At 58.4% G+C, this 19,923-nt stretch carries 20 protein-coding genes; 14 read left to right on the top strand and 6 right to left on the bottom strand.

What is annotated here, in order from left to right; translation table 11 throughout:
* Positions 1–36 precede the first annotated feature (36 nt).
* Both fabB and fabA read right to left on the bottom strand, forming a co-directional pair.
* Positions 37–1,254 (bottom strand): beta-ketoacyl-ACP synthase I, encoded by a 1,218-nt coding sequence (gene fabB, locus IEY47_RS17320; protein ID WP_188984987.1) that lies wholly within the window; start codon positions 1,252–1,254, stop codon positions 37–39.
* An 11-nt stretch (positions 1,255–1,265) separates the two neighbouring features.
* Positions 1,266–1,781, bottom strand: a complete 516-nt coding sequence (fabA, locus tag IEY47_RS17315) for a 3-hydroxyacyl-[acyl-carrier-protein] dehydratase FabA (protein WP_188984985.1) — start codon at positions 1,779–1,781, stop codon at positions 1,266–1,268.
* Positions 1,782–2,217: 436 nt separating this feature from the next.
* Here fabA and IEY47_RS17310 point away from each other — a divergent pair, with 436 nt between their 5' ends.
* The 9 genes from IEY47_RS17310 to IEY47_RS17270 all read left to right on the top strand — a co-directional run bounded on the left by IEY47_RS17310 (position 2,218) and on the right by IEY47_RS17270 (position 10,298).
* Positions 2,218–3,228 (top strand): NAD(P)H-dependent glycerol-3-phosphate dehydrogenase, encoded by a 1,011-nt coding sequence (locus tag IEY47_RS17310; RefSeq protein WP_188984983.1) that lies wholly within the window; start codon positions 2,218–2,220, stop codon positions 3,226–3,228.
* 60 nt (positions 3,229–3,288) lie between these two features.
* Positions 3,289–3,603, top strand: a complete 315-nt coding sequence (locus IEY47_RS17305; RefSeq protein ID WP_188984981.1) for a DUF4389 domain-containing protein — start codon at positions 3,289–3,291, stop codon at positions 3,601–3,603.
* The gene (locus IEY47_RS17300; protein ID WP_188984979.1) at positions 3,600–4,049 is read left to right on the top strand and encodes a SixA phosphatase family protein; all 450 of its coding nucleotides are present in this window, start codon (positions 3,600–3,602) and stop codon (positions 4,047–4,049) included. The genes IEY47_RS17305 and IEY47_RS17300 overlap by 4 nt, the downstream gene beginning before the upstream one ends.
* A 70-nt stretch (positions 4,050–4,119) precedes the next feature.
* The gene (locus IEY47_RS17295; protein ID WP_188984977.1) at positions 4,120–4,980 is read left to right on the top strand and encodes an alpha/beta fold hydrolase; all 861 of its coding nucleotides are present in this window, start codon (positions 4,120–4,122) and stop codon (positions 4,978–4,980) included.
* Positions 4,981–5,135: 155 nt separating this feature from the next.
* Positions 5,136–5,945, top strand: a complete 810-nt coding sequence (locus IEY47_RS17290) for a DUF4892 domain-containing protein (protein WP_188984975.1) — start codon at positions 5,136–5,138, stop codon at positions 5,943–5,945.
* A 77-nt stretch (positions 5,946–6,022) separates the two neighbouring features.
* Positions 6,023–6,298, top strand: coding sequence for a hypothetical protein (locus IEY47_RS17285; protein ID WP_188984972.1), 276 nt, complete (start codon positions 6,023–6,025; stop codon positions 6,296–6,298).
* Positions 6,299–6,400: 102 nt separating this feature from the next.
* Entirely contained in the window at positions 6,401–7,321 is a 921-nt protein-coding gene (locus IEY47_RS17280; protein WP_188984970.1) for an AAA family ATPase, read from the top strand.
* Positions 7,321–8,304: a DUF58 domain-containing protein gene (locus tag IEY47_RS17275; RefSeq protein ID WP_188984968.1), complete on the top strand. Its 984-nt coding sequence runs from the start codon at positions 7,321–7,323 to the stop codon at positions 8,302–8,304. The genes IEY47_RS17280 and IEY47_RS17275 overlap by 1 nt, the downstream gene beginning before the upstream one ends.
* Positions 8,301–10,298, top strand: a complete 1,998-nt coding sequence (locus tag IEY47_RS17270) for a transglutaminase TgpA family protein (RefSeq protein ID WP_188984966.1) — start codon at positions 8,301–8,303, stop codon at positions 10,296–10,298. The genes IEY47_RS17275 and IEY47_RS17270 overlap by 4 nt, the downstream gene beginning before the upstream one ends.
* Positions 10,299–10,376: 78 nt before the next feature.
* Here the strand turns inward: IEY47_RS17270 and IEY47_RS17265 are convergent, their stop codons facing one another.
* Positions 10,377–11,852 (bottom strand): methyl-accepting chemotaxis protein, encoded by a 1,476-nt coding sequence (locus IEY47_RS17265; protein ID WP_188985353.1) that lies wholly within the window; start codon positions 11,850–11,852, stop codon positions 10,377–10,379.
* Positions 11,853–11,998: 146 nt separating this feature from the next.
* On the bottom strand, positions 11,999–12,784 hold the full coding sequence (locus IEY47_RS17260) for a TatD family hydrolase (protein ID WP_229779513.1): 786 nt from the start codon (positions 12,782–12,784) through the stop codon (positions 11,999–12,001).
* Between IEY47_RS17260 and IEY47_RS20565 the strand changes: the two genes are divergently transcribed.
* The 3 genes from IEY47_RS20565 (at position 12,707) to greB (ending at position 14,531) form a co-directional block, all read left to right on the top strand.
* Positions 12,707–12,880 carry a hypothetical protein gene (locus IEY47_RS20565; protein WP_229779520.1) on the top strand — a complete coding sequence of 58 codons (174 nt, stop codon included), beginning with the start codon at positions 12,707–12,709 and terminating at the stop codon, positions 12,878–12,880. The genes IEY47_RS17260 and IEY47_RS20565 overlap by 78 nt on opposite strands.
* 238 nt (positions 12,881–13,118) lie before the next feature.
* Positions 13,119–13,907 (top strand): WecB/TagA/CpsF family glycosyltransferase, encoded by a 789-nt coding sequence (locus tag IEY47_RS17255; RefSeq protein ID WP_188984962.1) that lies wholly within the window; start codon positions 13,119–13,121, stop codon positions 13,905–13,907.
* Positions 13,908–14,057: 150 nt separating this feature from the next.
* Positions 14,058–14,531: a transcription elongation factor GreB gene (gene greB, locus IEY47_RS17250; RefSeq protein ID WP_188984960.1), complete on the top strand. Its 474-nt coding sequence runs from the start codon at positions 14,058–14,060 to the stop codon at positions 14,529–14,531.
* A gap of 17 nt (positions 14,532–14,548) precedes the next feature.
* Here greB and IEY47_RS17245 read toward each other — a convergent pair whose 3' ends face one another.
* Entirely contained in the window at positions 14,549–17,044 is a 2,496-nt protein-coding gene (locus tag IEY47_RS17245) for an ABC transporter permease (RefSeq protein WP_188984958.1), read from the bottom strand.
* Positions 17,041–17,727, bottom strand: a complete 687-nt coding sequence (locus tag IEY47_RS17240; protein WP_188984956.1) for an ABC transporter ATP-binding protein — start codon at positions 17,725–17,727, stop codon at positions 17,041–17,043. The genes IEY47_RS17245 and IEY47_RS17240 overlap by 4 nt, the downstream gene beginning before the upstream one ends.
* Positions 17,728–17,768: 41 nt before the next feature.
* Between IEY47_RS17240 and IEY47_RS17235 the strand changes: the two genes are divergently transcribed.
* Both IEY47_RS17235 and IEY47_RS17230 read left to right on the top strand, forming a co-directional pair.
* Positions 17,769–18,353: an arylesterase gene (locus IEY47_RS17235; protein WP_373293627.1), complete on the top strand. Its 585-nt coding sequence runs from the start codon at positions 17,769–17,771 to the stop codon at positions 18,351–18,353.
* A 379-nt stretch (positions 18,354–18,732) separates the two neighbouring features.
* The gene (locus IEY47_RS17230; RefSeq protein ID WP_188984952.1) at positions 18,733–19,653 is read left to right on the top strand and encodes a hypothetical protein; all 921 of its coding nucleotides are present in this window, start codon (positions 18,733–18,735) and stop codon (positions 19,651–19,653) included.
* Positions 19,654–19,923 lie beyond the last annotated feature (270 nt).

The following is a 19,923-nucleotide window of genomic DNA, read 5'->3' as shown; positions in this document are numbered from 1 at the left end:
CGCCCAGAAGGCGCCTTTTTTGTGACCACGTCAGTGTCAGCTGCTAAATCGCTTGAGCACCAGCGTGGCGTTGGTGCCACCAAACCCGAAGCTGTTGCTCATGACGGTAGTGATTCCAGCGTTCTCACGGGTCTCGCGCAGGATCGGAAGATCCGCAACTTCGGGATCCAGTTCGTCGATGTTCGCCGAACCGGCCATGAAGTCTCCCTGCATCATCAGCAGGCAGTAGATTGCTTCCTGAACGCCTGCCGCGCCCAGCGAGTGGCCCGAAAGGCTCTTCGTAGAGCTGATAGCGGGGGCCTTGTCGCCAAACATGTTGCGGACCGCTTTTACTTCCGCAACGTCGCCAACCGGCGTCGAAGTGCCATGGGTGTTGAGATAGTCGATAGGCGAATCGACCGTCGCCATCGCTTGCTGCATGCAGCGCAGCGCACCTTCACCACTTGGGGCGACCATGTCGTAACCGTCGGACGTCGCGCCGTAGCCGACGATCTCGGCGTAGATCTTCGCGCCACGCTTGAGTGCGTGCTCGAGCTCTTCGACTACTACCATGCCACCACCACCTGCGATGACGAATCCATCGCGTTTGGCGTCGTAGGCGCGGGAGGCTTTTTCTGGTGTCTCGTTGTATTGAGTGGACAACGCACCCATGGCGTCGAACAGGCAGCTCTGGCTCCAGTGTTCTTCTTCGCCGCCACCGGCGAAAACAACATCCTGTTTGCCCAGCTGAATCTGCTCCATGGCACTGCCAATGCAGTGGGCGCTCGTTGCGCATGCGGACGAGATGGAGTAGTTGATGCCTTTGATCTGGAAGGGCGTGGCCAGGCACGCAGACACCGTGCTGCCCATGGTGCGCGTCACTCGGTACGGCCCGACGCGTTTGACGCCTTTTTCGCGTAGCGTGTCGATGGCTTCCATCTGGTTCAGCGTGGACGCTCCCCCCGAACCTGCGATCAGGCCGGTTCTCGGGTTCGAAACCTGCTCTGGCGTGAGGCCGGAATCCGCGATCGCCTGCTGCATCGAAAGATAGGCATAAGCCGCCGCATCGCCCATGAAGCGATACAGCTTGCGGTCGATCAGCTCTTCGAGATTCAGGTCCACGGAGCCGGAGACATGGCTACGCATTCCTACTTCAGCATAGGAAGGGTTGAAACGAATTCCGGGCTTGCTGGTACGCAGGCTGTTGGAAACGGCTTCTTGGTCAGTACCCAGGCAAGAAACGATGCCTAGGCCAGTGATCACGACGCGGCGCATTGAAGAGTCCTTCAGAAACTGTCTGTAGAGGTGAACAGGCCGACACGCAGGCCTTCTGCACTGTAGATTTCACGCCCATCCACGGCGACATTGCCGTCAGCGATGCCGAGGATCAACGAGCGACTGATCGTACGTTTGATGTGGATGTTATAGGTAACCTTCTTGGCCGTGGGCAGAACCTGACCAAAAAACTTCACTTCACCCGAGCCTAGTGCGCGGCCACGGCCGGGATTTCCTTGCCAACCAAGATAGAAGCCTACCAACTGCCACATGGCATCCAAACCCAGGCAGCCCGGCATTACAGGGTCACCTTCGAAGTGGCAGCCAAAGAACCAGAGATCCGGATGGATATCGAGTTCAGCCACGATTTCGCCCTTGCCATACTTCCCGCCGGTCTCACTGATATGAACGATTCGATCGATCATCAGCATGTTGGGGGCAGGTAGTTGCGCATTACCCGGGCCGAATAGCTCGCCGCGACTGCAGCGCAGCAGGTCTTCCCGAGAAAAGGCGTTCTGTTTGGTCATGCGTGCTCCTCAGTAACCCTTGGCAGGGAACCTATATCATTCAGCGCAGCTCGTTTCGAGTCAGGCGCCGCCAGCCTAGTCATAGACTGCTTTATAGTGATTTAAGTCACAGCGAGGATTTACCTCGCTGCAGCACCTCTCCGCCTTTCGCAAGGACGTGAGGCGACGCTTTCAGTGGCGCGGAATGATGGACATCCCGACGCTTATTTCCAACCCCCATCACCCATGTTCGTCTCTTTCGAGCGGTGAGGGCGCGAAAAAAGGCGTCAGGATAGCCGCAAACGGGGCTTAACTGGCACTTTTCGTTGTATCGAATACGAATCAGCTGCGGTATCTGCCCGGCGCGTGTTCCATTTCAATGCGTGCCTGAGGGTGGTTAGCACGCAGGCGGGCCGTATAATGCCCGGAACGCTCGATTACAGCCAATGGATGACGCATGACATCACAACGTCCTATCGCGGTGCTCGGCGGCGGCAGCTTCGGAACCGCCCTTGCCAATCTTCTAGCCGAGAACGGCCAGCAGGTTCGCCTCTGGATGCGGGACCCCGCGCAAGCCGAAACCATACGAAGTCAGCGCCGCAACCCGCGCTATTTGAAAGATGTCGACGTCAACGTCGCCGTTGAGGCGACCTGCGACCTTGAAGCCACCGTAGCGAGCAGCGAACTGATCTTCGTTGTGTTGCCGTCGAGCGCGCTGCGCAAAGTGCTTGCCCCTGTTGCACATTTGCTTGCAGGCAAGTTCCTTGTCAGCACGACCAAAGGCATCGAAGCCGAAACCTTCATGCTGATGAGCCAGATCATCGAAGAAATCGCGCCCGACGCTCGGATCGGTGTGATTTCGGGGCCGAACCTTGCGCGCGAAATCGCGTTGAAAGCACTCACGGCGACCGTCGTGGCCAGTGCTGACGACGCGCTGTGCGAACGGGTACAGGCGGTACTGCACGGGCGAACGTTTCGCGTGTACGCAAGCAATGACCGCTTTGGTGCCGAACTCGGGGGGGCGTTGAAGAACGTCTACGCGATCATGGCCGGGATGGCGTCCGCCATGGGTATGGGGGAAAACACCCGCGCCATGTTGATCACCCGGGCGCTTGCGGAAATGACGCGGTTCGCGGTCGCCCTGGGCGCCAATCCATCAACCTTTCTCGGGCTGGCGGGCGTAGGCGATCTGATCGTGACGTGCTCGTCGTCGAAAAGCCGCAACTATCAAGTGGGCTACGCGCTTGGGGAAGGCCTGTCGCTCGACGAGGCGGTGGGCCGCCTGGGCGAGGTTGCCGAAGGCGTGAATACCTTGCGCGTATTGAAAGCCAAGGCCGATGAAATGCAGGTCTACATGCCGTTGGTCGCGGGCCTGCATGCGGTCATATTCGAAGGGCGCACGCTTGGTCAGGTCATCGAACGCCTGATGGCGGCCGAGCCCAAGACCGATGTGGACTTCCTACCCTGAGCTTACCGGTGTGGCCGTCGCCGCACCCATTGAATAGTTGACGATCTGCTGGAGAAGCAAATGTCGAAGAGCGATAAATGCGCGCAGGAAAGCTTATTGCTGCGCGTGGTATGGATGCTGATCTATTTTTTCGTGTGGCAACTGGCCGAGCTGTTGTTGCTTGGGATTGCGCTGGCGCAGTTGATCATTCGCATCGTACGTGGTGCGCCGAACGATGCGCTGAAGGCCTTTGGCGGAAATCTGTCGCGTTTCCTCGCGCAGGTTGGTCGCTTCGCGACCTTCCAGACGGACGACAAGCCTTGGCCTTTCGCTGATTGGCCGGTAGACGATGCCGCGCCGATTGTGTCTCACGATCTCACGAAGCCACAGCCATGAGGGTTTGGCTGCTGCGCCACGGCGAGGCGGAACCGCAGGCGAGCCGCGATGCGGACCGACGTTTGACGCCAAGCGGGCAGGCCGAAGTGCACGCGGCAGCGAGGCAACTGTTGGGGCGGCCGTTACGCGCAATCTATGTGAGCCCCTATGCCAGGGCCCAAGAGTCCGCTGACATCGTCAAGCATGTCACGGGTTTCGATGCAGAGCTCATAACAGTAGCCTGGCTCACGCCGGACACATCGCCGACATCGACTTTTTCACAGATGCAGCCTGCAGACGACGGCGATGTCTTGTATGTCGCTCACCAACCCTTGCTGGGTGCTTTGTCGGCGTTACTGGTTCACGGCGAATCCTCTCGTCCGTTCGCATTGTCGACGGCGGCACTGGTCGAGTTGGAAGGAGACGCTATCCTGGCCGGTGGAATGCGCCTCAACGGCATTCATTAATCCGGTTTCAAGGGCAAACGCGTCAGGCGAATAGGCGCTCGATGCCGTGCCAGATTACGTGAGGCGATACATGGGGTCTCCCGAACCGATAACGCTGCAACTTCCGCATATCGAGCTCGCTGGGCTTGCCTATGGCCCGAAAGATGCGCCAAAAGTCTTGGCATTACACGGTTGGCTGGATAACGCTGCGACGTTTACCCGTCTGATACCCAAGCTACCGGGATTGCGCATCGTTGCGCTCGATCTTGCGGGACACGGCCTTTCCGGACACCGTCCCAAGGGCTGCGGCTATCACTTGATCGATTACGTTCAGGATACGCTCGACGCCGCCGCAGTGCTCGGTTGGGAGCGTTTTTCGCTGCTGGGGCACTCGTTGGGTGCGATTGTCTCAGTATTGTTGACATCTTCGTTTCCCGAGCGGGTCGAGCGGTTGGCGTTGGTGGATGGCGGACTACCCCTGGTGGGGGAGCCCGAGGATGGACCTGCGCGTTTGCGCAAAGCGCTGACACGCCGGCTGTCCAGCGCTACCCGGCGCAAGCCCGTCTACGCCGACACCGAGAGTGCCGTGCTCGCCAGAATGAATGGCATGCGTCCGGTCAGCCGAGAGGCAGCCGAGATTCTCGTGCAGCGGGGATTGATGCCTGTGGCTGATGGCTTTACCTGGCGCAGCGATGTCGCGCTTACCGTACCGACCGGGGTATTGATGACGCTCGAACAAAGCCTCGCGTTTGCGCGCAGTATCCAACGTCCCGGCGTACTGGTGCTCGCGGATGATGGCATACGCCAAGATCACGATGAGCTGGAAGCATTGTGCCAGACGCTACCCCTGCATGTAGCGCGAGCGCCAGGAGGCCATCATCTACATTTGGATGACGAAGCTGGTGCCAGTGCGGTAGCACACTGTTTCAAAGGACTTTTTTCGAATCCTTGACTTGCTTGGCAGGGCTGCCGACTCTTGCCCCTAGTCATAAGGGAGATCGATATGTCCGGTGCCGATTGCACCATGCTGCCGATACGGCGTTTGGGTTTTGCTTGTGCTGGAGAAAACCCGCTCACGTGCGATTCAGCTTTTCTTGGAGTACGCCCATGCGATCGTTGATGGCATTGCCATTGCTGTTGGCAAGTCTTACGACGTTTGCAGCAGATAAACCGGGCAGCGCTGACCTGGAACTCGTACCGCGCTTTCATAACGCCGAAATCGTCGATTTCCGCAATGCCGAAAGCGAGGAACGGCGTTATCCGCTTGGTGCGATACGACGCATCGGCGGCGATCTGCGTTTTGAGGGTGAAGTCCTGGCGCATGGAGCGCTACGGAGCCTTACCTATCAGATTCCTTCGGAGTATCAGGCAACCGATGCTTTCGAAGCGACCCGTAACGCCTTGCTCGATCAAGGGGCTCATCTGTTGTACTGGTGTGTGGCGCGCGATTGCGGCTCCAGTAGTTTGTGGGCAAACGCGGTTTTTGGCCGCGCGTCGCTTTATGGGCCTGATGAGGGGCAGTCGTATGCCTTGATGCGCTTTACGCAAGGCGATGCCGACACGCTGTTCGCGCTCTACGCAATTACCCGAGGCAACCGACGTGCCTATCTGCAAGTGGATCAGTTCACGCCGGACGAAGCCCTCGGCTTGATACGGCCGACCTCATCGACACTGCTGCGGCAACTGCGCCACGATGGCGAGCTGGTGATACCTGACATCTCGGTGGAGGATCCAGACTGGCAGGCGCTGCTGACGAGGACGCTACGCATGGACAGTACGTTGCGAATCGCACTTGACGGTCGAGACGCAATACGTTGGCGTGAGGTGTTGATCGAGCAGAACATTCGCCAGAATCGCATCGAAGTCGACGACGCGCTTCGCTCGGAAATGGCGTTGGAAATCAAAGTCATCCGCTGACACACCTGCCGTGCGGCAACTCGGCTCCGCGTCGAAAGTCCAATGAGGTAGTGATCAAGACCTTGGAGGGATGCGTGATGAAGGTAGTTTATGTATTGGTAGCAGCGGTTCTCGTCACCGGTTGTGCGGGAAAAACGGCGTATCGCGATCGGTGCGCGTCGATGCTCGAAACGGGATGGAAAGAGCAAAGCCTGGCGGAAGCAGAGGGTTTTGCCGGGACGGTTAGCTACTCGAAGGCGATCACCTTGCTTAGCGCAGCGAAAACGCAGCAGCAGTTCGAGGCATTCGATGGGTGCGTGAACAAAGCGGAACGTGCTCACTTTTATCTACGCGAGTCTCGTGCGGGTCGCTGATGCGACCTGCGCCGCCACTCAATGATCTCGAAAGATTTCCGATGCTTTTTCCTTTAATAGAACGGCTTTAGCATCCGGGTCTCCGGCAATAAGGAACGTTGGATGAGGACCAAGCTGAGCGACTGCCTACAGGCGGTCAACGATGTGCTGCTGGGCAAGGATCAGCAGGTCCGGCTGGCATTGACGTGCGTACTGGCCAAAGGGCATTTGCTGATCGAGGACTTACCCGGTATGGGCAAGACAACGCTCAGCCATGCCTTGGCCAAAGTCCTCGGGTTGGGATTCCAGCGCATCCAATTCACATCGGATTTGTTGCCCGGGGATATCCTCGGAACCTCGGTTTTTGATAAGAACTCAGGGCAGTTCGTTTTTCACCCAGGCCCCATATTTTCTGAGCTCGTGTTGGCCGATGAAATTAACCGGGCAACGCCGAAGAGCCAGAGTGCGTTGCTCGAGGCGATGGAGGAGGGGCAGGTCACCATCGAAGGTGCGACGCGGCCATTGCCCGATCCTTTCTTCGTCATTGCCACGCAAAACCCGATCTCATCCGGCGGCACATTCATTCTTCCCGATTCGCAACTGGATCGCTTCCTGATGCGCCTCTCGTTGGGCTATCCAGCGAAGGCGGCAGAGCGCGCTCTTCTGCTGGGCGAGTCACGCCGAGACATCCTTCCGCGTATGAGCACGGTGCTGGATCGCGAAGCACTTTCGCTGCTCCAAGACCAGGTTGCGCACGTGCGCGTCAGCGATGCGTTGGTGGACTATGTCTTGCGACTCGTAGAGGCCACCCGTACGCAACCCCAGTTCGCATTAGGGCTATCGCCGCGGGCAAGCCTCGCGCTACTGGGCGCGTCACGCGCTTGGGCGTTGCTTGAGGGGAGGGATTACGTGATACCCGAAGATGTCCAGGCGGTGCTGCCGGCAGTAGTCGCACATCGGCTGCGCGAGCGAACGGATCAGGGCGCCGGGAACGGCAGCGGTGCACTGGTTCGCTGGTTGTTGACCGAAGTTCCCGCCATTTGATGGCCACGCCTGGTCGAAGCAGCCGTTGGGACCGCTGGCTCGCCAGTCGCATTCGGCCCGAGAATCCTACGCGCCTGACTCAGCAACGCATCTACATACTGCCGACCCTCGAGGGGGTGGCGTTCGGTTGCGTGCTCGTGGTCATGCTGCTGGCCGCCATCAACTATCAAAACAGTCTTGCGTATGGGCTTACGTTCCTGCTCGCGGCCGTGCTGTTCATCTCTGTCCTGCACACCTATCGAAATATGGTGGGCCTGGTGCTCAGCGCGGCGAACTCACCTCCGGTGTTCGCCGGTGATGTTGCATCGTTTCGAATACACCTCGACGGGGCGGGGCGTGCTCGGCGCGCAATCGTTACCGGCTGGCAGGCAGCCCCTACGCAGACGGCTCCAGCATCGTCACACACCGTGGATGTTGAGCATGACGCATTGGTGCCTGCCGATCTAAGCCGCGAAGCGTTAACGCGCGGCCGTTTCAGGCCTGGCCGGCTCAGGGTCGAAAGCCGCTTTCCCCTAGGGTTGATCAAAGCCTGGAGCTGGGTCGATCTGGATTTGGCAACGCTCGTTTACCCGCGGCCAGTGGAGGGCGATCTGCCACTGGATGTCCACACGGGAAGCGAGAAAGAGGCCGGCGCTCAGTCGCCGGTGCTCAGCATGGGGGTCGATGATTTCCAAGGCCTTCGCCGCTATCAGCCGGGGGACTCCAAGCGCCGGCTTCATTGGAAAGCCTATTCGCGCGGGCAGGGTTTGCTGGTGAAAGACTTCGCCGCGGCAGGCGGGCAGGACGTCATACTCGATTTCGATGCATTGGCCGGCGCGATTGAACCGCGTCTGTCCTTGCTCTGTTACTGGGTTCTCGAGCTCTCCGGCCGCCAACAGACGTTCGCGCTGCGTTTGCCGGGCGAATACATTGCTGCAGACGTCGGTGATGCGCACCGAGACCGTTGCCTGCGCGTGCTGGCGCTGCATGGAGTGCAGGCATGAGCAAGAAGCCCGCGATGGAACAGGCGATCCCGCGCGCCAGCCTGACTTGGCTGCTCGTTGCGCAGTTTCTCGTCATTCTTCCGCACCTGGGACATCTGCCGCTCTGGATATCCGCACTTTGGATTGCCTGTGCGTATTGGCGTATTCAGGTGTACCGAATGCGTGCCCGATTCCCCAGTGCACTTGTGAAAGCGGCGCTGATGGTGGGTACGATCGCCGGTGTTTATCTATCCCGAGGCGGGCTGGTGGGGCTCGATGCGGCGGTGGTACTTCTCGTCGCGGCATTCATTCTGAAGCTTGTCGAGGTGCGCACACGCCGCGATGCCTTGGTACTGATTTACCTTGGATTCTTCACGGTATTGACGCGCTACCTGTTCGACAGCGAGATTCTAACGGCGGCGTTCAGCCTGCTACCCGTGGCTGGGCTGCTTTCCGCGCTCGTTGGCCTACAGCATAGCGGTGTCGTTGTGCGACCTTGGTCGACGCTGAAGCTTGCCATGACCCTGATGCTGCAGGCCGTTCCGCTCATGCTCGTCCTGTTCTTGTTCTTCCCGCGTCTTGGGCCGCTCTGGTCACTGCCGCAACCCAGTGAGCGAGGCGTCACCGGGCTTTCGGACAGCATGGCACCTGGCGAGATCGCTGAGTTGAGCCGCTCGGGCGGATTGGCGTTTCGCGCCAGCTTCGACGATCCCGTCCCAGCGCGAAATCAGTTGTATTGGCGTGCATTGACCTTCGACCGTTTCGATGGGCGTCGATGGACGCAGACGCCTCAGGGGTTTGCCGCAGCATCGCCGGATTGGCAGGCGGTAGGCGACCCTGTGCGCTACAGCGTGATCATGGAACGCAGCGCCAAGCCCTGGTTGTTCGCGCTCGACGTGGCGCAATCCGACGACGATGCCATACGCCGCAAAAGCGATTTTCGCCTCGAGCGGACACGGCCGGTAGAGCGCACCTTTTTCTACCGCGCGACGTCCTGGATCGACGCTCGTTTGGAGCCTGAGTCGCCCAGCGCAGCCGTTCGTCGAGCGCTTCAATTACCCGCGACAGGGGAGCCGCGGGCACGGGGATGGGCTCAAGAACTCCGCCGGCAATACTCGGATGACCGTGCCTTGGCCGAAGCGGTACTGCGCCAGTTTCGAGAGCAACCCTATGTATACACGTTGCGACCACCGACGCTCGAGGGCGATGCTATCGACGCGTTTCTGTTCGATACCCGCCGAGGATTCTGCGAACACTACGCCGGGGCGATGACGTTCGTGCTCCGCGCCGCAAACATACCGGCGCGCGTTGTGACGGGCTACCAGGGCGGCGAGCTGAACACGGCGGGCAATTACTTGCAGGTACGTCAGTTCGACGCTCATGCCTGGGTCGAGTACTGGATCGAAGGGGCTGGATGGGTCAGGGCTGATCCGACGTTCCAGGTCGCGCCGGATCGAATCGAGCGTGGGCTGGAGGAAGCTGTTTCCGGTGAACAAAGTTTTCTGGAGGGCGATCCGTTCTCACCGCTACGGTACCGGCATCTGGGCTGGATCAATACGCTGCGTCTGCAGTGGGACGAACTCAACTACGGTTGGCAGCGCTGGGTCCTGGATTACCAAGCAGAGCAGCAGGGCAGCTTCCTGCAGCGCATCATGGGCCACAGCGACAAGACGACGTTGATTGGCATTGTATTGTTGGGCGGTTTGGTCGTTCTCGGGGCCTTGGCCATTTGGATCATCAAGCCGTGGCGTCGACGGCTGGCACCGTTGGACCGCGCGTTTTCACAATTCGAGCGTTTGCTGCAGAAAGAGGGCGTCCAGCGCCTTCCCGCGGAAGGCCCGCGTACGTATGCGGCGCGTGCGGCTCAAGCGTTGCCGGCGGCAGCCAATGAAATAAGGGGCTTTTCCCGTGCGTACGAGCAGCAGTGTTATGAGACGGACGACGCACATACGCAGCCTTTGTCGGACGCGTTGCGTGCATTACGGCGATCGTTGGGTAAAGGCGCAACAAGGTAATGCGTTGTATAGATGCTGGACGAAGCGCTTCAGCTGGCAGCGTGTAATGCCGAAGCGCTTCCTGGATCGATGTGTGATCTAGAGCTTTAGTTGACCGATAGAACGATTCAAGTCACCGGCAAGCAGGGCCAGTTCGCTACTGGTAGAGGCCGAATTCAAGGTCTGTTGCACGGTGCGTTCGGTTACGTCACGGATGCCTGTCACCGAGCGGGTCATTTCTTCCGCCACCTGGGTCTGCTGTTCAGCCGCTACGGCGATTTGCATGTTGCTGTCGCGCATCTGAGCGACCGCAGTAGTGATGCTCGTCAATGCGGTGCTGGCATCGCTTGCTTGGCGCACGCATTCATCGGCGCGTAGCGAGCTTTCCTGCATGAACTCCACTGCGTCGCGCGTACCTGCCTGAAGCGCTTCGATCATGCGCGTGATTTCGTCCGTCGATTCCTGAACACGTTTCGCAAGGCTTCTGACTTCGTCAGCGACAACCGCGAATCCGCGCCCCATTTCGCCGGCACGCGCAGCCTCGATTGCAGCGTTGAGCGCAAGTAGGTTGGTCTGCTCGGCGATGCTATGAATCACCCCTACCACGCTGCTGATGCTACGGCTGTCCTCGGCCAACCGGCTGATCATCTCTGCGGTCTGCTGCACGCCTTGCGACAGGACGCTTATCGACTGGCCAACGCGCACGACGACTTGCTGACCTTCGCTGGCAAGTTGATCCGCCGACTGAGACTGATCCCGTGTGTCTGCCGCATGTCGCGCAATCTCATGCACGGTGGCGGACATCTCGTTAATGGCCGTAGCCGCCTGATCCGTTTCGCTCTGTTGACCGAGCATTCCTTGCTGTACGTCTTTCATGCTGCCTGCAAGCTGCGCAGCGCTTTGATCCAGCTTCGCTGCGGATTCCGCCACGGTGTGTACGATACGTTGGTAACCGGCTTGCAAACCGTTGAACGCCCGGGCCATTTGCCCGACTTCATCCCCGCTGCTCAGCGGTACGCGCGCCGACAGATCGCCCGTTCGTTCTACGTTCAGCATCACGTTTTTCAGCGTGTCGAGGTGAGTCAGGATGAAACGGATGAGCAGCTGGGACGCGGCCAGCAGCACGACCATAAGGACGCACACGACCAGGGCATAGTCGAATGCACGCTGCTGGAACAATTGAACGACGCTCGGAGCCCGCGCTAACACGGCGACCCGACGACCGTCCGCGAGCTGCGCGACGGCTGCCCCCATGAGTGGTTGCGTTCCCCAGAAGTAATCCTCCCCAAGCGCAACCCAGCCCCGCGCTGTAGCAAGTTTGGCGAGCGCCTCTTTCGGTATTGCATCCGCGTGCGACAAGTCGATCAGCCGGCTGCTTGAAGGAAGCGGCATGTCCGCAGGCCAGCTCGACAACATCTGCGCATCAGCAATCGCGATGTCCCGGGCGGTATCCGATCGCCCCTGCTGTTCATGAATCAGGGCGCTGACCACCAGAAGCAATGTTGTGATGAACGCAACCGCGTTCACCGCCCAGAATTTGTACCTCAAGGATAGATCCTGCATCCTGCCTGCCAGTCACTGTTCGAGTTGTCGTTAGGTGGGCGGACGTATGGCATCTGTCGCAATGCAGGCACGTCCCCCATGCGCTGACGCTTCTGTGATGAGCAGAAGTGGGCCAGCCTTAGGTTAGCGGCCGCGTTGCGCCAGCCTTTAGAACAGAATCAATTGACGTCAGGTAAATCGAAGAACCGTTGAGCGCAGTCCGTCGTGTGTTTGGCGAGTTCGTCGATCGGCTCTCCTCGAAGCAGGGCAACCTGTTCCAGGATGTGCCGCAGATACGAAGGCTCGTTTCGATTGCGGCGAGGGCGGGGCTTCAGCGTGCGCGGTAGCAAAAAGGGTGCGTCGGTCTCCAGCATCAGTCGGCCCGCAGGAATATCTCTGACCAGCGTATGCAAATGCCCCCCACGTCGTTCGTCGCAGATCCATCCCGTTATTCCAATATGCAGATCGAGATCGAGGTACGCATGCAGCGATGCCTGATCCCCGGTAAAGCAGTGGATGACGAGGTTTGAAAGCGAATCGCGATGCGCCTTGAGTATTACAAGCATGCGCTTTGCAGCGTCTCGCTCATGGGCGAACACGGGCAGACGGTGCTCGATGGCGATAGCCAACTGTGCTTCGAAGGCGCGCTCTTGGTCGGCGGGCGTTGAGTAGTTGCGATTGAAATCCAGGCCGCATTCGCCAATCGCGCGTACTCGTGCAGCGGACGCCAGTTGATGCAGTTGCTCGGCTTCATACAAGTTCCAACTTTTTGCATCGTGTGGGTGAACTCCTGCGGTAGAAAAGAGTCGTGTACCGCGGGGGTCTAGTACATCGCAAAGTTCGCATGCGCGCGTGCTGGTTATGAGATCGGTACCTGTGAGTATCATTTGACTCACACCTTGCGCGTAAGCGTTCTCGATCACTGCCTGTCTATCGTCATCGAATTGTGCGTGCGTCAGGTTCACGCCTATGTCGATTATGTGCATGCGTTTCCTCTTGCATTCATTGCGGTATCGCCGCCGCTGGCGTTCAACCAGGCAGAGGGCCGCTTAAAAACTTGATCGCCGTCTCGTTTCCAAGGCTGCCTTGTTAGGCACAAGGAACTGTCCAGGCCATTCACCCAATAACGAATGGATGTGAATCGGAGCGTGACAGTGGACCGCTCTGGGCGCATTGCCAATTGACGCGGCGAAGCGATTCGCTGCTTGCGGCCGATCTGGCCGTGCGTCAACACGGCGCTTTGCTCGACGGTTTCGACCGACCCCTATCCATCACCACTGCCTATAGAGGAGGACTGTTTTGCCTTATCAGTTGCAGCCCAATAGCCTAGGATCAAAGGAAGCGAATCCACGTCAGCACAGGACGTGCACAGTAAGTGCCTTCGACATCGATTTCTACAATGGCTCCAAATCAGAGCTTATTTCCGAAATTGTGGATTCGAGTCAGAAGGCTTTCAGCTATATCGTGACGCCGAATGTGAGCCATGTCGTTCAGTTGGAGCGCAGCGAACAGCTGCGGCGTGCGTATGACAAGGCTCGCTACCACTTATGCGACAGCAAAGTACTTAGCAAGCTACTGCGCATGAAGCGAGTTCAGGTGAAGGAGGTCATTCCCGGCAGCGACCTTACGGGAGACCTCATGGATATGGCCGATGACAAAAAATGGCGAGTAAGCGTCATTGGCAACAACGCCCAAGAGATGCAGGAGATGGGCGAGCGCTACCCTAATGTCGAGTTCTTCCACCACAACCCGCCCATGGGGTTCATCGATCGGCCCGCCGAAGTCGAGAAATGTCTCGAGCACGTCGCCGATAATCCCGCTGAATTAGTGGTACTAGCAGTTGGCTGTCCCCGTCAGGAAGTTCTTGCGCAAATGATTTATGACGACGGACGCTCCACGGGGGTCGGCATCTGCGTGGGGGCATCCATCAACTTTTTATCAGGAAAGGTCCGACGAGCACCTCTCTGGATGCAGCGTCTGTCGCTGGAGTGGCTGCACCGCATGCTGATGGAGCCGCGCCGCTTGGTAAAACGTTACGCAATGGACGCGTATCGCATGGTCCGCATCATGTATCGACACCTTCGCTGATTGCGGCCGGCCAGTCTGCTGTTTAGCTGCTCTGGGGTGTGCTGGCATGCGGTTTCGCTGGTGCTCCTTCGCAAAGAGGCAGTCCGCGTTTCGATCGCCAACGGGTACTATGCATTTGAACGCTAGCGGCGGTTTACTCAAGGGGCCTTCTTGTCTACGAATATCATCACCGAAGCAGGGCACGTCGCCCTCAAGGAAGAACTCGATCATCTTTGGCGCGTCAAGCGACCAGATATTACCCAGAAGGTGGCCTGGGCAGCATCGTTAGGTGACCGGAGCGAGAACGCCGACTACCAGTACAACAAAAAGTTATTGAGGGAAATTGACCGCCGCGTCCGCTATCTGCGTAAGCGCTTGGAGGACGTTAAGGTTGTCGCGTACTCGCGCGAGCAGGAGGGCCGTATCTTCTTCGGCGCATGGGTGGAGATCGAGAACGAAGAGGGCGAGGCCATGAAGTTTCGTATCGTGGGGTACGACGAGATATATGGCCGCAAGGACTACATTTCGATCGATTCGCCGATGGCCCGCGCGCTGTTGAAGAAGTCGGTGGACGACGAAGCCATAGTGCGCACGCCCACCGGCGAAGTGACGTGGTGGGTAGTCGGAATTACCTACGAAAAATAGCGCTCGGCTGGTCCTCTTCAGGTTTCTCGCAGCACTGTTAGCGGGCTGGTGGTCAGTGCCTTACGTGTTCCGACCAGTCCCGCGCCGCCGATGATCAGAGCAGAGACGATTGGAAGTAGCCAGAGCCATGGGTGCGGACTCCACTCGAGCCCAAAGGTGTGGCGGTACAGGAAGTAGGTGGCGAGTTCGCAGCCCAGCGCAGCCAGTAGACCGCTGATTGCGCCTACCACAAGGAACTCGCTTCGCCGAGCGGTGATCAGCAGTTGCTTCCGGGCACCCAGCGCACGGAGCAGAGCATCTTGGTGTAAGCGCTCATCGATGGTCGCTTGAAGTGCGGCGAAGAGAACCGACAATCCGGCCGCCAGCACGAACAGCAGCACGAATTCGATGGCTAAGGTCACTTGGGCGAGGATTTCCCTGAGTTGGTCCAGCAGGGCTTCCACCGGCAGAATGGAGACGGTCGGGAACTGCTTCACCAGCGCCAATGCGCCACTCTCGTCACTCGAAGGAAGATAAAAGCTTGTCATATAGGTGACCGGCACATCCTGTAGCGTGCCGGGTTTGAAAATCATGAAAAAGTTGGGCTGGAAGTTGTTCCACTCCACCGTCCTGATACTGGTTACCGGCACCTCATAGGTGGCGCCCCCAATGTCGAACGTAATGCGGTCACCAATCTCCAACCGGAGACTGGCGGCCAGGTTCTCTTCGACGGATACACCGTTGCCTTGATCGCTCGACCACCACGAGCCCGCGACCAACTGATTGTCTGGCGGTAGTGTCTCGGACCAAGTGAGGTTCAAATCGCGGCGAGTCGCGCGCTCACCTTGCGAGTCGTCTTCGAGGTTGGCTCGCGCAGGCTTCCCATTGATCGCCGTGAGGCGACCGGCAACGACGGGGTAAAGCGGTGACGCTGAAGGGGAAAGCCGGTGTACTTCACTGGTAAACGCGTCACGCTCATGCGGCATGACGTTGATCACAAAATGATTGGGTGCGTTTTCTGGAAGTTGCGCTTGCCAAGTCTGTAGTAACTCGCCGCGCAGCAATCCAACCAGCGCCATGGCGAGGAAGATTAAACCGAACGCGAGTATCTGTCCTATCGCAAGGCCCGGCTTGCGCAATAGCTGACCGACACCCAGCCGCCATGCCAGCGGCCCATTGGTAAGAGCTTTGCGCAGTGTTCTCAGCGCGATCAGCAGTACGACGCCGAGCGACAGTGCCGCCAATGCACCGGCACCGAGCAGGCTGACGGTTAGTTGGATATCCAGGCTGAGACGCCACATGATGAGACCGAGCGCGAGCAAGGCAACGCCATAGACGAATAGAAGCCCCGGCGGTGTCGGCAGTACGTCACGTCGGAGAACCCGTAACGGAGGAACGCGACACAGCGCTACAAGCGGCGGAAGCGCGAACCCGATGAGCGCAACCAAACCCGTTGCCATGCCGGTCAATGCTGGAAGAAGTCCTCCCGAAGGCACGTCGTTTGGCACCAGTCCCTTTAGCAGAGCGAAAAGCGCGTGTTGACCGAGCCAACCCAGCAGTGCCCCAAGCACGCTGGCAAGAGCACCAATTGTCACGAGTTGCGCGGCGTAGAAGAGTGCAGTTTCGCGGCGTGATAACCCAAGGCAGCGGAGCAGGGCGCTGTTATCCAGTCTTCGAGACGCAAAGCGAGACGCGGACAAGGCGGTCGCGATACCGGCCAGCAACACTGCGGCAAGGCTTGCTAGATTCAAGTAGCGTTCGGCGCGCCCCAGTGCACCGCCGAGTTGTCGATTGCCATCGCGGACGTCTTCCAATCGCTGGTTGGCCCGCAAATCTGGGGTGGCCTGAGCGCGATATGCATTGAGACTGCTTGCGTCGCCTCGCCATAAGTCGCGGTATCGGACCCGGCTGCCTGGCTGCACGACCGCCGTGGACTCGAGATCCATCAAATTGATGATTACATGTGGATTGAGGCTGTACAGGTCACGGCCACGGTCGGGCTCCTCGGTGAGAATGCGGGTCAAACGAAAACGCTGAGCACCGATCTCGATTTCTGCACCCACCTCGAGCGCGAGCGCCGCAAGCAGTCGGGCTTCTGCCCAGGCCTCGCCGGGGCCAGGAACACCGCCGGCCTGGTCGAGCCCATTCAGTGACGCTGTGCTACGTAATTCGCCCCTTAGCGGGTAGGCGTTGTCGACGGCTTTGATCGCTGCAAGCTGAATGCGCTCGTCCGTGGCCACGACGCTGCTGAACTCAACCACGCTCGAGTGGCTCAAGCCCTGTGCGCGTCCGAGCTCGATCTGCGCCGGTTGTGCAGGCGCACTGCCGCGCAAGACGAGATCAGCACCCAAGAACTCGGTTGCGCGCAGTTCCATCGAAGCATTGAGCCGTGCGCCGAAATAACCGATGGCCGTGCTCACCAATACTGCGATCAGGACAGCAAAAAAGAGCGTCTTGACTTCACCTGCGCGGGCTTCGCGTAGCGTATAGGAGAACGAAAGTTTGGCGAGGCGCTGGTAGCTAAGCCGACTCATTCGTGTGTCCCGAGCTCGACCATGCGGCCGGTCTCGAGCTGAATCGATTGCTTGCAACGTGCAGCTAAGCGTCCGTCGTGGGTGACCAGCACGAGTGTGGTACCTCGTTCGAGGTTCATGGCGAAAAGCAGGTCCGTAACGTGTTGCCCGGTCTGGGTATCGAGGTTGCCGGTGGGTTCGTCGGCGAAGAGGATGTCCGGCTCTGCAGCGAATGCTCTGGCGATTGCCACACGCTGCTGTTCTCCACCGGAAAGGAGCCGTGGGTAATGTTTTAGGCGGTGACCAAGGCCGACGCGTTCGAGAAGCTCCGTGGCGCGGGCTCGGGCATCGTCTCGCCCATGCAGCTCGAGAGGCAGCATGACGTTTTCCAGTGCGTTGAGGCTTTCCAATAGCTGAAAGGATTGGAAGACGAATCCGACGTGTTGGGCACGTACCCGCGCACGTCCATCCTCATCGAGCGTGCCGAGGTTCTGGCCAGCAAGCTCGACTTCACCCCGCGTCGCAATATCCAAGCCTGCCAAAAGGCCAAGCAGCGTCGATTTGCCAGAGCCGGAGCTGCCGACGATTGCGAGGCTGGCGCCTTTTTCCAGCGTGAAGGAGACGTCGTCTAGGATGGTTAGGTCGCTTTCCGTGCCGGGAACCACTTTGCTAAGGTTCCGCGCAATCAAAATGCTTGAACTCATGAGGGATCCGAATGCGTCCGTACGGATGGTGCGCTTGCGTAATGGTGTTGTGGCTTCAGGCGCAGAGCGCCATTGCAGGCACCGTATTGGTGGTGGGGGATAGTATCAGCGCGGGATTCGGGCTGAATACCGATCAAGGCTGGGTCACATTGCTCAAAGATCGTTTGACGGCTGAGAAGTCCACGTATGCAGTGGTCAACGCGTCGATCAGCGGAGATACCTCGGCAGGCGGCTTGTCGCGCCTCCCTACGTTGCTCACGAAGCACACGCCGGAAGTGGTTGTGATAGAGCTTGGTGGTAATGACGGGCTGCGCGGAATGCCCATTGCCCAATTGAAACAGAACCTTTCGAGGATGGTCAGGCTCTCGCTGGAGGCGAACTCAAAGGTGCTCATTTTGGGGATCAGACTGCCGCCCAATTACGGTCAGCGGTACACGACTGCTTTCGCGGGTGTGTTCCCCAAAGTGGCCCAGGAGTTCGAAGTCCCAGTGGTGCCTTTTCTCCTGGAGGGCGCGGGTGGCGTGGCTTCTATGATGCAAGCCGATGGTATCCACCCTAACGCTCAAGCTCAGCCGACGATCTTAGAAAACGTGTGGCCTACCCTTGAACCTATGCTTACCGAGTAACCTGGAGGAGGTCAGGAGGCGCCATCATAGGAACCTCCCGTTTCGCTTGTCCAGAAGAATTTGTGACACAGCTCTAACACGTTTGTGACACCAAAGGCCCGTCACTTGGGCTTCTCAGAGGACTCGCCAGGGACCCCATACGGGGGAAACTGCTTGGTTCTCTTATTGAAGTGGGGTCTCGAATTTTTGGCCCAAATTCTTAAGGCACACCATACGGTCACATACCCGACCACAGCGACCCAATAGGTGAGCTTGAGAGTGTTCATCTGAGTTCCATTGTTAGGGCGTCGCTTTGCTCGGATGTGCACCGGTTTTCTTGACCTTCATCTGGAAATACATACAGTGATGGCTAAGAGGTATCAACCGGTGAGGCTTGCCCATGCATCAAGAGGTTATATCTGTAGACTCGTACGAAGACCTACTTCGCCGCCCGGCGTTTGAGGGATCTTTAGCGTTCCATCCGAAGGCTCCGCGCCAATTCGGCTCAGTTATCGCACCGTATACGTTTCTTGAACGAATCCCCTGTGGCATCGAGTCATGCCATACACCCCATCTTTCTGGCTACCTAATCACGACCAGTGATGGTTTAGAAACCGCTATAGGAAGCCTATGCGGAAGGAAATATTTTGGTGTTAGCTTCCAGAAGGAGCGGAAGCGCGTAGATGCCGAAGTGGCCCGACAAAAACGCCTTGAGTCGATCAAGTTATTCCTGAACGGTCTGCCCGCTCTGCTCAACTCGCTGGAAGCATTTGAGCGGGACTATCGGCATCTACAGGAACAAAGGGAGCGCCTGCACGGTGCTGTAGGGCGTGAGGTCTACCAAGATATCCGGGAAAGGGCGAAAAGAGATAACGCCATAATGCAGGAGTACGTGCGTATGAGTGTCTCTGAAGCTGAGGCGTTCTTCGAAACGAACAATAGGACCCGGTCCGATAGCAAAGAATGGCCCACCAAAGCGGTAATCCTCGGGACATTACGTGGCTTGGATTTCTTCAAGGCTGATGTGAAGGCTCTCATTCTGACAACACTTGTCATACCCGTCCGGGAGCTAAGTATGTCGAGGCTTTCGGATATTGAAAGCATGTCCTCCCGTCAAGTCGCAGCCCTTGCCAAATGGATCGGAGAGGTGCCTCAAAAGTTGATAGAGGCGCGCGCGGTTATTGAAGCAGGTCGTAGGTTCTTCACTTCGGAAAACATCCTCAGCTTAGTCCACTTAGGTGCTGACAGGCGTTGCATCTTGCCAATGGTCGAGTCGCTTAGAGATACGGAGCGCAGGGAGATGATTCGAATACCTGATTAAAATAGTCAGCTATTCCAAAGCAAAGCCCTGAGGTCCTCATGGGGATTCTCAGGGCTTCGATAAGGTGTCCGCCTTCGTCGGGCGTTTACGCGCGCTTCGTTGTAGGGTCAGCGGGAATTCATGTTGATACGGAGCGGCACCGATTGTAGTGGTCTACTGATTCCGGACACCGATTTAGGTGAGAATCCTCGCCGTGAAAGAGGTGTCTGATGAGCAAGCAACGACGTACATTTTCCGCAGAGTTCAAGCGAGAGGCAGCGGCCTTAGTGC

It is taken from the genome of Pseudomonas matsuisoli (genome assembly GCF_014647635.1).
Taxonomy (GTDB): Bacteria; Pseudomonadota; Gammaproteobacteria; order Pseudomonadales; family Pseudomonadaceae; genus Pseudomonas_P; species Pseudomonas_P matsuisoli.
This window is presented reverse-complemented; position numbering and strand designations above follow the sequence as displayed.

Coding starts and splice junctions, on each gene's coding strand:
- IEY47_RS17275 (WP_188984968.1), top strand. CDS start 7,321: ATGGCCACGCCTGGTCGAAGCAGCCGTTGGGACCGCTGGCTCGCCAGT.
- IEY47_RS17240 (WP_188984956.1), bottom strand. CDS start 17,727: ATGAGTTCAAGCATTTTGATTGCGCGGAACCTTAGCAAAGTGGTTCCC.
- fabB (WP_188984987.1), bottom strand. CDS start 1,254: ATGCGCCGCGTCGTGATCACTGGCCTAGGCATCGTTTCTTGCCTGGGT.
- IEY47_RS17310 (WP_188984983.1), top strand. CDS start 2,218: ATGACATCACAACGTCCTATCGCGGTGCTCGGCGGCGGCAGCTTCGGA.
- IEY47_RS17280 (WP_188984970.1), top strand. CDS start 6,401: ATGAGGACCAAGCTGAGCGACTGCCTACAGGCGGTCAACGATGTGCTG.
- IEY47_RS17300 (WP_188984979.1), top strand. CDS start 3,600: ATGAGGGTTTGGCTGCTGCGCCACGGCGAGGCGGAACCGCAGGCGAGC.
- IEY47_RS17305 (WP_188984981.1), top strand. CDS start 3,289: ATGTCGAAGAGCGATAAATGCGCGCAGGAAAGCTTATTGCTGCGCGTG.
- IEY47_RS17285 (WP_188984972.1), top strand. CDS start 6,023: ATGAAGGTAGTTTATGTATTGGTAGCAGCGGTTCTCGTCACCGGTTGT.
- IEY47_RS17270 (WP_188984966.1), top strand. CDS start 8,301: ATGAGCAAGAAGCCCGCGATGGAACAGGCGATCCCGCGCGCCAGCCTG.
- IEY47_RS17290 (WP_188984975.1), top strand. CDS start 5,136: ATGCGATCGTTGATGGCATTGCCATTGCTGTTGGCAAGTCTTACGACG.
- fabA (WP_188984985.1), bottom strand. CDS start 1,781: ATGACCAAACAGAACGCCTTTTCTCGGGAAGACCTGCTGCGCTGCAGT.
- IEY47_RS17295 (WP_188984977.1), top strand. CDS start 4,120: ATGGGGTCTCCCGAACCGATAACGCTGCAACTTCCGCATATCGAGCTC.
- IEY47_RS17235 (WP_373293627.1), top strand. CDS start 17,769: ATGGTGTTGTGGCTTCAGGCGCAGAGCGCCATTGCAGGCACCGTATTG.
- IEY47_RS17245 (WP_188984958.1), bottom strand. CDS start 17,044: ATGAGTCGGCTTAGCTACCAGCGCCTCGCCAAACTTTCGTTCTCCTAT.
- IEY47_RS17230 (WP_188984952.1), top strand. CDS start 18,733: ATGCATCAAGAGGTTATATCTGTAGACTCGTACGAAGACCTACTTCGC.